This window comes from Enterobacter cloacae complex sp. 2024EL-00214, assembly GCF_043945575.1.
Taxonomy (GTDB): Bacteria; Pseudomonadota; Gammaproteobacteria; order Enterobacterales; family Enterobacteriaceae; genus Enterobacter; species Enterobacter cloacae_P.
The window spans coordinates 251,246-266,415 of the sequence record NZ_JBIMRC010000002.1; the positions used below are offsets into that span (position 1 = coordinate 251,246).

At 46.7% G+C, this 15,170-nt stretch carries 18 protein-coding genes; 2 read left to right on the top strand and 16 right to left on the bottom strand.

All coding sequences use genetic code 11. The features are described 5' to 3' along the window. Positions 1 to 40: 40 nt before the first annotated feature. Positions 41 to 1,210: a tyrosine-type recombinase/integrase gene (locus ACHHZ6_RS03495; RefSeq protein WP_395121730.1), complete on the top strand. Its 1,170-nt coding sequence runs from the start codon at positions 41 to 43 to the stop codon at positions 1,208 to 1,210. A gap of 6 nt (positions 1,211 to 1,216) precedes the next feature. Here the strand turns inward: ACHHZ6_RS03495 and ACHHZ6_RS03500 are convergent, their stop codons facing one another. Continuing rightward, on the bottom strand, positions 1,217 to 1,606 hold the full coding sequence (locus ACHHZ6_RS03500) for a S24 family peptidase (RefSeq protein ID WP_395121731.1): 390 nt from the start codon (positions 1,604 to 1,606) through the stop codon (positions 1,217 to 1,219). A 140-nt stretch (positions 1,607 to 1,746) separates the two neighbouring features. Here ACHHZ6_RS03500 and ACHHZ6_RS03505 point away from each other — a divergent pair, with 140 nt between their 5' ends. Continuing rightward, a complete protein-coding gene (locus ACHHZ6_RS03505) occupies positions 1,747 to 2,811 on the top strand; it encodes an acyltransferase family protein (RefSeq protein ID WP_395121732.1) in 1,065 nt (354 codons plus the stop codon). 58 nt (positions 2,812 to 2,869) lie between these two features. Here ACHHZ6_RS03505 and ACHHZ6_RS03510 read toward each other — a convergent pair whose 3' ends face one another. The 15 genes from ACHHZ6_RS03510 to ACHHZ6_RS03580 all read right to left on the bottom strand — a co-directional run bounded on the left by ACHHZ6_RS03510 (position 2,870) and on the right by ACHHZ6_RS03580 (position 15,096). Then, positions 2,870 to 3,019, bottom strand: a complete 150-nt coding sequence (locus ACHHZ6_RS03510) for a hypothetical protein (protein WP_395121733.1) — start codon at positions 3,017 to 3,019, stop codon at positions 2,870 to 2,872. 9 nt (positions 3,020 to 3,028) lie between these two features. After that, complete coding sequence (locus ACHHZ6_RS03515) at positions 3,029 to 3,451, bottom strand: tail assembly chaperone (protein ID WP_395121734.1); 423 nt, start codon at positions 3,449 to 3,451, stop codon at positions 3,029 to 3,031. After that, on the bottom strand, positions 3,448 to 4,848 hold the full coding sequence (locus tag ACHHZ6_RS03520; RefSeq protein WP_395121735.1) for a phage tail protein: 1,401 nt from the start codon (positions 4,846 to 4,848) through the stop codon (positions 3,448 to 3,450). Before ACHHZ6_RS03520 ends, ACHHZ6_RS03515 begins: the two co-directional genes overlap by 4 nt. A 63-nt stretch (positions 4,849 to 4,911) precedes the next feature. Further along, on the bottom strand, positions 4,912 to 5,571 hold the full coding sequence (locus tag ACHHZ6_RS03525) for a hypothetical protein (RefSeq protein ID WP_395121736.1): 660 nt from the start codon (positions 5,569 to 5,571) through the stop codon (positions 4,912 to 4,914). A gap of 9 nt (positions 5,572 to 5,580) precedes the next feature. Next, entirely contained in the window at positions 5,581 to 6,705 is a 1,125-nt protein-coding gene (locus tag ACHHZ6_RS03530; RefSeq protein WP_395121737.1) for a baseplate J/gp47 family protein, read from the bottom strand. 3 nt (positions 6,706 to 6,708) lie between these two features. Then, positions 6,709 to 7,074, bottom strand: coding sequence for a phage tail protein (locus ACHHZ6_RS03535; protein WP_395121738.1), 366 nt, complete (start codon positions 7,072 to 7,074; stop codon positions 6,709 to 6,711). Positions 7,075 to 7,083: 9 nt separating this feature from the next. Then, the gene (locus tag ACHHZ6_RS03540) at positions 7,084 to 7,737 is read right to left on the bottom strand and encodes a phage baseplate assembly protein V (protein ID WP_395121739.1); all 654 of its coding nucleotides are present in this window, start codon (positions 7,735 to 7,737) and stop codon (positions 7,084 to 7,086) included. After that, complete coding sequence (locus ACHHZ6_RS03545) at positions 7,734 to 8,852, bottom strand: phage late control D family protein (RefSeq protein ID WP_395121740.1); 1,119 nt, start codon at positions 8,850 to 8,852, stop codon at positions 7,734 to 7,736. Before ACHHZ6_RS03545 ends, ACHHZ6_RS03540 begins: the two co-directional genes overlap by 4 nt. Positions 8,853 to 8,855: 3 nt before the next feature. Further along, on the bottom strand, positions 8,856 to 9,893 hold the full coding sequence (locus ACHHZ6_RS03550) for a hypothetical protein (RefSeq protein ID WP_395121741.1): 1,038 nt from the start codon (positions 9,891 to 9,893) through the stop codon (positions 8,856 to 8,858). Positions 9,894 to 9,904: 11 nt separating this feature from the next. After that, positions 9,905 to 12,166 (bottom strand): hypothetical protein, encoded by a 2,262-nt coding sequence (locus ACHHZ6_RS03555; RefSeq protein WP_395121742.1) that lies wholly within the window; start codon positions 12,164 to 12,166, stop codon positions 9,905 to 9,907. A gap of 63 nt (positions 12,167 to 12,229) precedes the next feature. Further along, complete coding sequence (locus ACHHZ6_RS03560; protein WP_252082420.1) at positions 12,230 to 12,727, bottom strand: hypothetical protein; 498 nt, start codon at positions 12,725 to 12,727, stop codon at positions 12,230 to 12,232. A 113-nt stretch (positions 12,728 to 12,840) separates the two neighbouring features. Beyond that, on the bottom strand, positions 12,841 to 13,089 hold the full coding sequence (locus ACHHZ6_RS03565) for a hypothetical protein (RefSeq protein ID WP_395121743.1): 249 nt from the start codon (positions 13,087 to 13,089) through the stop codon (positions 12,841 to 12,843). Between the two features lie 4 nt (positions 13,090 to 13,093). After that, positions 13,094 to 13,882 carry a phage antirepressor protein gene (locus tag ACHHZ6_RS03570; protein WP_395121744.1) on the bottom strand — a complete coding sequence of 263 codons (789 nt, stop codon included), beginning with the start codon at positions 13,880 to 13,882 and terminating at the stop codon, positions 13,094 to 13,096. A gap of 80 nt (positions 13,883 to 13,962) precedes the next feature. After that, positions 13,963 to 14,850: a phage antirepressor N-terminal domain-containing protein gene (locus ACHHZ6_RS03575; RefSeq protein WP_395121745.1), complete on the bottom strand. Its 888-nt coding sequence runs from the start codon at positions 14,848 to 14,850 to the stop codon at positions 13,963 to 13,965. A gap of 72 nt (positions 14,851 to 14,922) precedes the next feature. Beyond that, positions 14,923 to 15,096: a hypothetical protein gene (locus ACHHZ6_RS03580; RefSeq protein ID WP_222834623.1), complete on the bottom strand. Its 174-nt coding sequence runs from the start codon at positions 15,094 to 15,096 to the stop codon at positions 14,923 to 14,925. Between the last annotated feature and the right edge of the window lie 74 nt (positions 15,097 to 15,170).

Here is a 15,170-nt window from a genome sequence, read left to right on the forward strand (position 1 = left end):
TTGTGGGCACACTGCAAAATGACCACGGATTTATGCCCACATGCTTACGGTAAAGCAAATCGACGCAGCCAAGCCTGCGGAAAAATCATATCGCCTCGCAGATTCCGGAGGCCTTTTCCTGTTCGTTCCGCCATCAGGTAAAAAGGTATGGCGTATGCGTTACCGGTTCGACGGAAAAGAGAAAACCCTAGTAATTGGACCCTATCCTGAAATTTCTCTCACAGAGGCTCGTGCTAAACAATCTGAAGCAAAAATGAAGTTGCTGACTGGGGTTGATCCGGCCGAACAGAAGCAGGCATTAAAGAAGAAAGTGAAAGAAGAAGCCGCTGACTCGTTCTGTGATATCTTCAGAGAATGGCATGCACACAAATCAAAGGTGTGGTCTAAGGGATATGCTGACGAGATGATGGGCATGTTCACTGACGACATTCTTCCGGTCATCGGTCACTTACGCATGGATGATGTAGAACCAATGACGCTGCTGAAAATCATCAGGATATTTGAGGACAGGGGCGCAATGGAACGCGCTGATAAGGCGAGGAGAAGGTGTGGCGAGGTGTTCAGTTATGCGATCATAACTGGAAGGGCTAAGTACAACCCATCCAGAGACCTTGCTGGCGCGATGAAGGGGTACAGGAAGCAGAACTACCCTTTCCTTCCTATGCACCGCATACACGAATTCCAGAGGGCTTTAAACGCGTATGGCGGCTGGATTGTCTCGAAGATAGCAGCGCAGATTCTTCACTATACGGCTATGCGTACTGTGGAATTGCGTTCGCTGGTATGGGCGGGAATTGATTACGAAACCAGGCTAATCACGGTTGACCCTGAGGTCATGAAAGGCAGGAAGCTACACGTGGTTCCGATGTCAGATCAGGTTATCGAACTATTCAGGTTCCTGCAACAAGTCACTGGACAGTATGAGCTGTGCTTCCCGGGTAGAACCGACAGGAAGAAGCCTATCAGCGAGAACGCTGTGCTCGGCGTGATACGAAGCATTGGCTACGAAGGCCAGACAAGCGGACATGGAATGCGACACCAGTTCAGCACCGTACTCAACGAGAAGCACTGGAACAAAGACGCGATAGAGATGCAACTTGCACACGTTAGCGGCGGTACGCGCTCAGTGTACAACCACGCTGAGTACCTCGATACGCGTCGTGAAATGATGCAGTGGTGGGCTGACTGGCTAGATGAGACGGTGGCGTAGCGCCACCTACATCACCGGACAATCATCAAACTCGCCAGAACGCGCATCGTTGATGATGTAGGTGATCACCCCGAACACTGGCCGGTCAGAGTCGGCCATCTCATTCTTTTGCCTCAATAGTTCCATCTTTCCATTCTCCAGATTCTCCAGGTGAGGCTCTGGATGAGTGCGATACCTTTTAATGCGGAACTCGCCTTCACATGCACAAATCAGCAATGAACCATCACACGGACTCAGTGATGCGTCCACAACAAGCAAAGCCCCACTCAGAATGCCTTCACGGTAATGTGTCGCACCAGCTCGCATGAAGTACGTAGCCGCTGGCCTGGTTATGATGCGCTGGTCGAGTGATATGCGTTGCTCTACATAGTCTTGTGCTGGACTAGGGAATCCCATGGTACACCTCCGAAAACACTGTATGCACATACAGTATAATCAGAGCGACAGGCAGATCAACTTCAAAACATGGCACGGTCTCGTTGATCGTATTCACCGTGCTGTTATCATTGATAATATTTTTTTCGGGAACTCATGAAATGCAGGAACGTTTTCACAGCATCCAGTATTTGAGAGGGATTGCAGCGCTGATGGTTGTCTTCACGCATCTAAAGGAGAATCTGAACGGTGCATTCGGAATTTCCGATATTGGATACAAATTTTTTTCACACGGAATTTTTGGTGTTGACCTTTTTTTTATCATAAGTGGCTTTATTATTCATCAGTCCACACTGAAGAGAGAACACAGCAAACCTCTTACATTCGTTATAAGACGAGCGTTCAGGATCTATCCTGTGTTTCTGTTTTGCGTTCTTGCTTTCATCTCTATTGCGCCAGGTACACCACAGCCGGTTGATCTAGTTAAGGGGTTGATGTTTATTCCTCTTAACTTTGACGCTCCAGCCCCATTCTTCGGGTATAACTTCCTTTACCCGGCATGGACACTAACGTACGAACTATTATTTTACTCCATCTTTGTTATTGCAATATGCTTTTCGCATGCCAAAAGGGGGATTTTAGCCTCCGCAGCAATTTTATTTTTTGTTGTCATCCTGCAACTCATATCAAATAAGCATGTCGCTTTAGATTTTTCATCTCCAACGATGTATTCACAAGGAATATTCAAACTACTTGCTTCGCCAATGTTAGTGGAATTTATTTACGGCATCGCAGTTTCATTCGTTTTTACAAAGTTAAAACAAAGCAGAATCATCTACATTTTGATATCGGCTATAACATTCACTTTATTTATGTTAATGTTTATATTTGGCACCTCAAACTATCATGGGCCATTAAATTATGGTCTCGCTGGCATGTTAATTGTTATTTCAGGGATTTCATTCGAACGCTCAGGGTTGCTTCCTAGGTGTTCATGGCTAGATAAACTTGGGGATGTTTCATACTCATTGTATTTGTCACATATAATCACCATATTCGCAATAAATTATTATATTATTGCTCCAATGGGAATCAACACTCATGGCAGTGTGGCTTATTTCGCATTCTCTGTTGCTCTTTCTGTTTTATTTTCATCCTTAATATTCAGGTTTATTGAAGTGAGATTTATTATGATCGGTAAATCTTTATCAAAATACATTTCATGAGATACCATGAAAATTTAAAACCTAATAAAATAGGCTCGCTGTTGCGAGCCTTTGCAAATCAGCTTACCTTTTCCATATATCCGCATTCTTCATCATCACAGAGCCACCACTTCGAGCCGAGATAGTCAATCTGGCTCATTAAACCTCCACAGATCGGGCAAAACTTAACTTGAGGTTGCGCCGTATCTTTTGACTCTTCTTCACTCATAGCAACTCCTTATACTGGATATCGTGATTTTGCTTCCTGAATATCGGTAGCGTATTTTGCTTTTCTTGCTGTAATTTGATTTCTAACTGCCAATTGCTTGGTAGCCTCGGTAGGCCCGTCATTTACAATTGCTGCTAGGTATGCAGTGTTAAGTTCATTAATGTCGCTCTTATATACCGCTGATAGATCAGAAATGGCTTTTGCCAGAAGTTCAGAGTTTGGTGGAGTGGGAGCACTAACCCACCCTGGCCTTCCGTCAACTGTATCAATGTATTTACCAGGGGGAACCTGGAAAAGAGCTTCGTACTCTTCCTCTGTTACTTCCACGCCATCAGATGGCCACGCCCCAATCTCTTTTAGACGCTCCTTCTCACTCTCAGGATAAAATCCAGAACTAGAAGGACTCCACACATATGCAGTACCCATGATCATGAAACTCCTATTGCAATCCAGTCAACGTTAAAACCACCCGGTCCGCCCTGCCATAGACCAAACCTTGTTGCAGATTTCGATGTTGCACTGATACCGATGTTGGACGGAGTTTGCGCTCCAGATCCGCTTTGCGCCACACCCACATCATTCCAGACACAAGAAACTCGGTAGCCAGCGTTACTGAAGGCTCTAGGGAAATTCACATATATGTTATTGATACCAGAAGCAAAGCTGGCATTACCTGATTGGATGGTTGTTCCATCAGGAAATCGAATCCATCCAGATCCAGAAGTATATGCTGACATATCAGGGATTTGGTTAGCGCCGGTTCCTACATCTCTAGTTGATGCAGTACCTAGTGAAAGAGCAGTTATTGCCGCCCTCACAAACGCTGTAGATGCTTCTTGGGTAGAATTAGTTCCTGGAGGGGCCGTAGGAACAGTAGGAACCCCATTTGTACTGTCAAGAATAAACCATGAAGAAGCAGTGGATGACCATTTAACGGTAACGTGACTTCCTGATGCAATCTCTCCGCTAATTAGCGTCTGCCCAAACTTATTAAGAACTGGATAAGCGCCTAAAGCACAGACATTCAGAGTACTTGATGCCGTGTTCGCATTGGCTGCTTTAAAGCTTATCTCCATCCCGTCAGAAAGGGACAGGACGCCTGGATTGATATTTACAATATAAGCATTTGCCACCCCAGTATCAGCGGCATAACGCATCGCATTCCTCTGAATTCCATCAACAATCCCACCTTGTGGCAGGAATGGCGCATTTGCATACGTAGATATATTTCCTGCAGTGACGGTTGTTGCTCCCTGGGCAACTGTAATGACGTACAGGCCTGTGCAACCACTATCAGGAGATGGGGTGACTTGAGTTCCTGTGGTTGCCGCTACCCCAGCCTTAAGTGAGACCGTGCATACACCCTGTCGCACGGTGTATTGCGCAGTTCCGCTATTATTTGGACCGGTCCATGCTGAAGAAGGGTTGCTGGCATTATAGTAAGGTAGGACTGTCGAGCCACCATCAACATCAGAATAGGTAACTTGGATCAGATAGTTGATGCTATATCCAGCAGTTGGTGGGGCTGTTAAAGTAAACTGCTGGGCATCAAGTATATAGCCTTGCTTAAGGATACTATGAGTTGTATCAGCTGGTAGTGATGAATATGCCGTGCCATCAATATTCTGAAGACTATAAACCTGCCCTGCAGCCACGTTTACAATCATTGATGGTGGGCTTGATGGGGTGCATGCAAGTCCATGAACGTAAGTATTCCCGCCCATTAATGATGATGCCAGCTTTGCAAGCCCAAGCATCGCATATTTATTGGTATTGAGCAGGTCTGTTTCTAAAGGAATAGCACCAGTATATACAATCTGACGATTCATAATTTTCCCATGACAAAAAGGCCACCATCATGCAGCCTGTTTATTATTTAAGTTTACGGTTGGTTATTCGATACGAACCCACACCGTAGTACCTTCCATCTTGACAGAGGCTACTGCAGCGTAAATTTGTGTATCTGTTACACCTGTTAATTCTGAATATGAGGCATATTTACCACGCGAAGGCGTGCTATATCCTGACACAGTAGAGGTATAGCCACCGACATAAGGAACGCCTTCACCTGTTGGCCTGTAAGCTATAACGAATGCCTGATATGGCATTAAAAGAGATCCATACGCTCCAGCCACGCCATAACCAATGTTTGGCATGTTGTAGCCGCCGCAATCTTGCGGCCTTGCTGGCTCAATTATTTTTGGAGTATTGCCTGTTAAATCCTCCAGTACCTTAATTATCGCCTGCCTTGTGCCTCTCTCCCTGAATAGATTAATTCTTATTACATTAAGAAATTCATCATTAGTTTGCCCAGCCTGGCGCTTTATCCTTTCTCCAAAGAAATCATTGGCAATGATATCAAGCCAGCTGTCTGTTGCGGTAAGTATTCTCGTCTGCAACACCGCATAAGTATAGAGTTGATAAACCCATGAAAGTGCAGAAGCAAGGCCATTTAATACAGCGTCCAGTATTTGGTTAGAATCATTAAACCACTGTACCGGAAGAACTGATTTCAGCCTTTTGACGAAATCATCCTGGTCACCAGTTGCCATATTATCCTCTTAACTAATAACGATGGTACCGGCGCAAATAACCTGCTTCACGGTAGCGGTTAAATCAGCAGTAAGTCCGTTGATTGTTATATTGGTTACGTTGGTAACGTATGGGCTTGCCCCGTAAGCAAGTGATGCAAGTTTCGTCACTGGCAGTGATTGTCCAAGTGTCAGTGTGGCGATGTAATTTGATATCGCGGCATTTACCAGGGCTGTGATGTCACCATGCACGGCTGACGGGGAGGTTGTTATTGTCATTGACACGTTTGCTGTGACAACAACTGGCGCAAACACGCCAAAGGTGATTGTGAACCCTCTAACTGCATCTATCGCTGTGTAAACAGTATCAAGAAAGGTGCTTGTTGGACTTCCAGAGCCATCGTCAACCACGGCATAGAAATATCCGTATTGCGTTGCTCCGGCATAGCTCTGATTCTCAACAACCTGATATGAGACGCCTTGCTGAACACTTGAGATCGCATATTCAATGGCTGACTTAGTTGCTTTTGATAAAGATGCCACCCACAGCTGAAATCTCGTTCTTGCTGCATCGTCAGATTCGGCATCTGCGCCGTTTGAGAAAGAGCTAGCGTTTGTTACCGTGTCTATGCCTGGGATGGACCCCACAATTACCGTTACGGTATTTGCGGAGGCATTTCCTGCGGTTCCCGCTGTTACTGCCGATACTGGTACGGTTACTGATGCTGTAAGCACCGGGACTACATAACCAGATTGCGTTGCATCATATGCCGGGTTGGATGTATCAGCAACAACCAGAAATGACTGCGTGCCGTCAGTGGTCTGAACTTGCGAACCGGTGGGTATAAGTGCGGCATTTGTCGCTGTGAAACGAGAGAATGTCACATTACCCGTGGCGGAAACTGCTGGCTCACGATAGAAACCGAAGTCAGCAAACCACGAATCCAGATCTGCTCCAGAGCATGTGGAAGCTCGGGTAATGACCAACAGATTAACAATTAACTGCTGCAGCCAAAGGATGACCCCGCTATTCGACTCAACAATAGATCGCAAGATGCTGCCGATAGCAAAATCCAGCAGTTGAGTGCTTTTGGCCTGAATGGCTGTAACCTGCTGCGTTACAATGTCGGAGAACGACTTAATATTTAGTGCCACGGCTTACCTCGTAATATCGAAATTAAGGAATTCAGCAGTTCCCGAGACTGAGTCGTTGTATCTGACATCTACGTTTACGCCGTTATCTATCGTTTTTAACGTCACTACTGGCTCCGGTATCCTTGCCACGCAGTCCTCTAGCTTCATCTGACCTAGAATCAGCGCTTTCCATTCCGAGACGTTAACGTGCTCGCCGATTTTCTTCCCAAGCCCTGCCCCATACTCAGGGTGAAAAACAAGCTCGCCAGGGTTGGTGATCAGCCGTCGTAATATTTTCTGTTTCCTTCGCTCAGACCCAGTCACAGACAAAAGGTCGCCGCTGGGCGAAACGGATAAATCCGTGCCCACATAATGGAAAATGTCGAACATGATTTGGCCTTAGCTGGTTGGGCTATCCGTGGTATTTGTTGTACCGCTGCCGGTCTGAACGCCGTTGTGTTTGTGACCGTTGTATTTGATACGCAAATCACCAAGTGAACCGTGAGAACCATTCTGGTCTGTTACTGAACCAGACGACTGGAAGTTTCCATTGTTCTGGATGTTGGCGACTATGGTCATGCCTCCAGATGCCGTCTGTGTTACTGCTCCTGAGGCACTATCTGTTCTTGAGCCATCGCCATTCAGGTTGATGCTAGTCCCGGCGCTATCCTGAATGACAACCTTCCCGGAGTTGAGGAACTTAAGCATCGAGCCTGACTGATGGACTATCCATAGCTCACCAGATGGCGGCCCTGGGCTACGGTCTTCGTTGTTATAAAACTGACCTCCGGCCATTCCAACCCCGATCGTGCCTGAGTCAAAATCAATCTGAACCTCTGCACCAATCATCGGTCCTGCCGCAAATCCCCATCCATTCCCTGCCCATGGAGTGCCAAGAGGAATCCATCCTGTTTCCTCACCTGTCGGCTGCAGCGATGCCTTTATGGCATATTCTTTCGGGTCATAGGCTGTAATGACCCCCTGCCTCGTGCCAGAAAATCCAGCAAAAGCCTGCTGAGCCCTCATCGCAATGAGGTTATTTAGCTGATTCATTCTGTTGTTATCTCTAGAGCCGGAGAATGATTCTTACCGGTGATATACATCGTATAGCCGCTATCCCAGTCCATGCTCCGACGAACGGAATCACACCAGTAATTCTGATCGTAAAGCGACTGTGTGCCTTCTATCCTGACCAGCGTGCGTGGCGTTAGCAGATTGTCACCAGCTGTTGAGCAGGAAAACTTAAGCTCATGAAGAACCACGTCGCGGTAAATCTTCTCTGCCATCGCCTGCGCCTGTTCAGGGTTTAACCCGTTACGAATAATGCGATAGACCTGTGTTTTTGGTGTTGATGCACCAGGCGATAGGTTTTTCGCCGTCTTTGGGTAGTAGGCAGTAAACTGTTTGTTTTTAGTTTTTGAATTCCACGACATAACCTCAACTGTAACGCCTTTTGAGATGGTCAGTGCACGGGAGAATCTCAGGTCTTCAGAGACGTTAGCCTGCGGATAGAGGTTTATCGTCCCAGGTGGCTGATACCTGATGACATAACTGTCACCAGACATCTGGCTCGCCTCAGGGTGGAAATTAAGCGTATCTCCATCAACCCAGACAGAGTAATTCTCAAGAGCTGCAAGCGTTGTCAGCAAATCCCACTCAGTTTGCTCACCAGTAAGGTGCGCAGAGTCAATCTGATAGAATTCACCAAATCGCTGAGTGGTAGCAGTGGCGCTAACCTTCAGACCCTGCCGCTTAGCCAGGATTTCCGCTATCTGGCTTGAGGTGTAGTTCTTGAACGTTTCACCTGCTGTTTTGGCATCAATGAAAAGGGCCGCGAAATCGCGACCCTCACATGTGATACTGAATCTGGCCGGGTCATAGTCCCACGTATCAACATTACCCTTAATCAGACTCTTTGAGTTAACCCCTACCGTAGAGGTAATGTCTGCCCACAGTTCTATCGTCACCGTTGTAGTTTTCGCCCACCAATCTAACTGCATATCAGTTGGCAGCGCAGATATGACAAGCTCGACGCTGTAGGTACTGGCACCACGGAATCCGTTGCTTGTCACATCGTACGATTTGAATGGAACTGATACCCCATTCAGATAACAGCGGCCAGACACATGCCTCACGTCTGGCGCGATAATAGGGTTGTTCACATCCATAAATTACCCCGGATAGGAAGCTTTTGATGCCTGAGTTGATGGCGTTGTTGGAACCTGAATCGAGTTAATCCCTGTGAGTTGCGGATCGTCAATTCCGTTAACCTTCGCCAGACTTTCCCACAAGGTAGCATCGCCATACTGGTCGGAAGCAATCTGGTAGAGATTTCCTCCGGAAAGCGTAATGGTTTTAACCCCGTTAGCCGTTTGGCCTGTTCTGACGTTTTTATCAACACGCCCAAGCACATTAGAGAGGTTGTAAAGCGCTGGAATGCGCGTCATGCCGTCGGCTTGAGTTAGAAGGTTGTTCACGGTTTTTGAAATCGGGAACCCAGGAACAATCCCGCCAAGCGTGGTAATCGTGTTAAGCGAGCTTTCCAGTGATGAAATACTGGTCTGGATAATCTGCTGGGCGGCGATTATTGGCCTTACTACAGTTTGCACTGTATCCACGGTAGCCGTAGCAAAGTCTGAAACAGTCTGTACTGCGCTCTGAACCGTGCTCACTGCATCTGTAACTGTCTGGATGTCGATGATATTTGACAGCCCTACAGCCTTCCCTATGTCGCTATTTATAAGTGCATTCAACGCACCGGTGAGTGCGTCAACCGACAATGGTTCATCATTACGCTTAATCACCGCCAGAGAAATCGAGTACGGCTGCCGATAAGCAAACTCGTATGTCGGGTTAAAGTCAGTGATGACTACGTCAAACGAGTAATTATCAAGCGTCAGCGTTAGCTTCTGCCCGGCGTCACGCATGGCCATCAAAAACGAGACGCGCGACTTGGTAGTTGAGCCGGTGAAAATACCAGACCAGGTAATCGGATCGTACTCAACGCCAAGCACGTCAATAAGCCGCTTCCCACCAATCATCTGGTGAATTGCAACCTTTTGACGGCCTGGTATCACTATCCTTTCCGGTATTTCAAAGTCCAGAAACTCAAAGGTTCCTGACGTGCCGGAAAGAATCAACCTTGTTGCGGAAAGGTCAAACCCCTGCGCTACGCCAGCAAGCGAAGACAGTTGTCCAAAAATAGCCATTTAGTCTCCTGTTAGCGCGGAACAAGGCTGCCCATTCCGGGGTGAATTAGGTTCATTGATGGGTCTACGCCTGATGGGCCTGTAGGTGCTCGCGATGCCTGTTTTGTGATTGTTTTAACTACACCGTTAGTGATTTCCTTGTTATCGATGTAGTTGTGAACCTCTACTTTCGGGTTGTTACCTCCTGTACGTACTTCAGGGTAAACATTGCCACCCTGAGAGCCTTTGTAGTTAGACAATGGCTCACCAGGATGTTTATCCATCCATTCCATTACCTGAGTTTGCCACGTGCCAGCAAAAGGCTTACCTGGATTTGATTTGCTCCAGTTTTCAGCACCCTTGCTCTGAATTGTCTTCAGTTCTTCCGTGGTAGTTGGCGTGTTATTGGTTGGAATGAACAAGCCAAGAAGCGGAACAAGCCTTGCCACGATGCCATATAGCCCGCCAAGTGATGACGTAAGCAAAGGAAGGCCTTTGGTCCCGGTGATTAGTTCAAGAGGGCTAAATAAGACTGATACGGCATGCTTCAGTAGCCATACGCCCCCTTTAAGAGCTGCGATAGATGTAACCAGTGCAAGCACGTTAACAACCGCACTGCTTATTTTTTGATTGGCCGCACCAAATTTGCTTAATCCCTCCATAATATCGGCAAGTTTACTTAGTCCAGAAGTAAACAAATCCAGCGCACCGCCATCTTTTGCTAGAACAAGCTCCAAATCAGCCCATTTTGCAGCTAATTTTTGTTGCGCCATAAGTTGTTTATTTAGCGGGTTATTTACTACGTCACCAGAACCTTTGGATCGATCATAGGCCTCTTCAGACTCCAGAAGGGTGCTCATTTGGGCCATAATACGGTTGTATATTTTTGCGCCATTAGTGCCAAGTAATATGGAGTTTTCACGTTCAATATCAGTTTGTTTTGTGATGCCGTGAAGCTTATACACCTCCATCATTTTTTTTGCGTAGGCAATGGCATCGGTTGCCTGAAGGTTATAAAACTCTTCCTTCTGCTTCCTTCCAGTACTATCTGCAATGCCAAGACGTTGCATCTCATGTTGCAATAACTTCGGCGGCATAGACATCATGCCGTTCATTCTTGTATATGCCGTCCGCATGCCAACTGCGGTTGTGCTACCACCCATCTCGGCTATTATTGGCTCTAATCCAGCAAAAATAGTTTTTATGCTCTGATGGTTAGTTGCGGAACTGCCATAAGCAACAAATTGCTTTAATTGATTCTCATCAACTAATCGTCCAGAAGCTTGAGAGGCTTTAAATACAGCATCTACAATATTTGATGCTTTCCCTGTATCTTGTAACCCACCCATTATTTCAACAATCTTATTAAGATTGCGCATGTTTTGGGATGTTGCAGCTTTCGTTTCTCCACCAAGCGCCCCCATTGCGGCTTCATATGTCGCAAGCAGTGGGGCCATTGTCATGGCAGATTTTAGTGCTTCATTTCCTGACATCCCTGATTGTCTAAATGATCCCTGTGCATCTGTGTAGATGCGCATCATGTCAAGTTGGGATGTGTACGGAAGTTTTGTATTTTTTACGAATTCGACCGATGAGTTTATTTGCGATTTATCCAAACCCATCTGTCGCAAACGTGCAAGCTCTCTTTCGTACTCAATTCCTTTATCTGATATGGCTTTTAAGGCTTCAAAGCCGCCATATGCAATGGCGAGATTCTCCATACCATATTGACGACTTCCACCGCCCCCAGTGCGACCATTGCCAGGCGCGCTGCCGCCACCATTGCCACCACCGCCAGGCCCCCACCCGCCAGGTGGAACACCATTTTTCCACCCTTTCCAGCTGCCGCCGCCACCAGGCCCAGTAAGTAACAACGCACCACCTGCCGGGGGCAGCATCCTACCGCCACCACTGGAAGGAAGCATGTTTGCTGCGCTAGTTCTTGCTGCAATACTTGATGTTGCGGCAATCCCGACAAGTCCACCAATCATGGCATTTGAAGCCGGTGCGTTGCTTGCTATCTGTTTTGCAGCCTTGGCTGCGCGCTCCATTGAATCGGCGTATGCTTTAGCACCTAAGGCTTGGGATGAGGCAGGGCTATTTAAACTGCGATTAAGCTTCTCTAAAGCCTTTGATGCTGCCTCTGAGCTTTTTGTGATCGCCAGGATGCTTTTGTTTATTGCATCAAACTTACCGCCGAGCTCTTTTGCATCCCTGCCTACCTTTGCTAGGTTTTTGCTCAACTGATCGTTAAGTGTCAGAAGGACGGCGACGCGATAAGCCTGAGTATCCATGTGATTTCCTTTGGGCAATAAAAAACCCGGCGCAGTGGCCGGGTTTTTCTGATGTTTCGGTTATTAACGCTGGCTCGCCATGGCTGCAACTAATCCATGATCTGATATGGTTTTGGCTAGAGGCCCGCTATTCTTTAAAAAAGAGACTATATCTACTGGAGTGATATCTCCACCCCATGCCGAATACATTTTGAAAGCTACGTCATAATTATTTGTTATTGCGGAATCACCTTTTCCTAACTGATCGCGCAACTGAGAAATCTGCAAAAGTGTTTCAGTTAAACTCATTGGATCGACGTCATAACCTTTTATCTTAAATGCAACAACTGCCGTTGCCGTCTCTTTTAAAAGGCCAAATGTTGGATAAGCTCCAAGATATTTGGCAAGAGCTTCGCATTCTCCAAGCATATCAATAGATGAAGCACCGCTAACTGCACCTCTGTTTTTTAACATGACATCAGAATCACATTTCGCGATATCTGAATCCTGGAGTGGCTGAAATGGTTCATCGCAAGAACATAGAATGAATACGGCGAGTGCCATGATTATTATCTTCTTCATACCGAGCATCCATGTGTGATAGTTAACCACATCATAGCACTGCGGATACTGCAATCAATCGCAACAAAAAACCCCGCCGGAGCGAGGTTTGTGATGTTAGTTGTCACATGGTTCTACTCGATTGCCGATCCAAGGGTGCCTTTCAGGCGTTCGAAGGTCTCGCTGGCAGAAATGAAATCAATGAGAGCTTCTTTCATCATAATTTCACCTTCGCTGTCAAATAGTTGAATCCAGTACAAGAATTCCTCATCACCTTCATCGTTCTCGCATATCAGGACCGACAATTTCGCTGTAACACTGTCACCATCAATGCGATGTCGGCTTTTCGCAAGAAGGTTCTCTGCCAATACACATAGCGCCATGTTATTACCCCTTCAGTTCTTTATCGTGAGAGTATTCACCGTTCCAGGTGTTCTTCATTGGCAGTTCGCCCTTCAGGTAAAGCTGGTAAATGCGAACAGCACCTTTCTTCAAAAGCACTGGCGTGTATTTAATGAAGTCTTCACCACCGTGCACACTGATGGTAGTCTGATGCTCAGTGAGATATTTATCACGGGCATAATTACCGGTACGCCAGCGAGTGCGGGATTTGCTTTCGTTGTACAGCCACTTGCGCCCTTCAAGGTAACGGCAGATCAGCATGACATTAACGCCATTCAGCATCTTACAGAACTGGGTCGGCGTCATGCCTTCTTTGAAGAGGTTCTCCATCGTTTCAACTTTGTTAACCAGGCTTTTATTAGCAATTTGAAGGTGCTCAACCTTCTCCGAATACTCCAGCAGCGCATTACGCAGAAATACGGGGTCATTGAGCGCACGCGCAGGATCGAAAATGGGCTTGGCAATCTGCTTTTCAAGCTCCTGCCAGCGGTCAACGAGTCGAGCAGTAAACTCAGGAGAGAGCTGAGCGACCACAACAATGCTGTCGCGCTTGCCTTGTTCGCCTTCAAAGATATAGGCGCTGACGAATTTGTTTGGGCTAACCGATTGTTTATTTTCAACTTTAGCCATTGGCGGAAGTTGAATGACACCAGATTTCGCAAGCCTTTCAATGCTGCGCTTTACATCAGATGGACGACTACCAACCAGCGACGCAATATCCAGGCTGGACATAGTGACAATTTCGTTCTGTACTGCTAAATTACCTGTAAGCATGATTTGACCTTCTGCTTAGTTTATGATGGCCGCCAGCTGCACACTGGCGGTTTTTCTTTTTGCGCCATCCTGTGCGCCTATCAGTGAATCCACTCTTCACCACGAAGCATTGCCAGCATTGGCTGTGCACGCTTCACAATAAATTCGTTTTTATCCAGATTATCCGCTTCACGGAGGAGTGCCTTCTTGGATTCGTTGGTCATATAGCGCGTTTCATAAGCAATATCACGTAAAGTTCCAGCCACATCAGAACCAAGTTGACGCATCGAGGGGTAAAGATGTTTGCTCAAGCGTTGGCACTTCTCCATCCACAGTTGCAGATAACAAAGGCTCACCAGTTCCTCATCGGAGAATTGCTTGGCTGGAGTGCTTTTAACCTCTTCCTTTGGCATAAGCTCACCTTCCAGCGCCAGGCGATGAATGTATTCAACTGCCATCGCTAATTGTTCGGACGGCAACTCCTCAATATGAGACACACCGAAGCGCTGATGCACGTAGCTATAAGCCTCCGGGTACATGATGCCGCGCTTACCAACCAGAAGGTTGATCGCATCACGTAACGGCGTGCGTTCATCAGTGCTAGTTTTACGCGGATTAGTCACCTGCCCCTTCGTCCAGTACTCGTAGAGAACGTCGTCACACTCTTCTTGGTAGCGGATTACGTTATCGCGGATCTCCGGCTTAACCTTGTTTGGGCTGATGGTGTTCAACCAGGCGGCAAGCTTGCGGAGAGCGAGGCAAATCATCTTCTGAATGCCGCCAACTGAAGGTATTTCGATTTCCAAAACACCTTTTGCAAATCGCTGTTTTAACTTCACAAATTGAGAAGCCCAAACCATACCCATGCCTTCAACAATCGGCTTCATAGGCGTGTACGGCTCGCCATTGTGGTTGACGACATACAGCTCAGTGCCGTGAAAAGGTACGTTGATGGTGCAGTTTTGTTGGGGCAGTGTTAAACTTGTCATGTCGATATTTCCTACGCAGTTAATTTCGATGCCGAAGCCTGACGGTCTGACCACCGTTGGGCTTCACTGTTTTTATTGGATGACAATCTCACCTTTCTTCTCCATATCCATCACCTTTGCCATGAAGAAGTCGATCATCCCCTGGGTTGAGCGGTAACTTTTCACAGCGTTACTTTCTAGAAACTCACGCACTTCTGCGGTCGGGCGGTAAGAGATCGGCTTGATATCTTTTTTCTTCTGTTCCATTATTCACCTCAGTCGTTTTTAAAACTCACAGACTCGCAATCTGTAGGATGATTATTATCCTTGATGATTTGTGT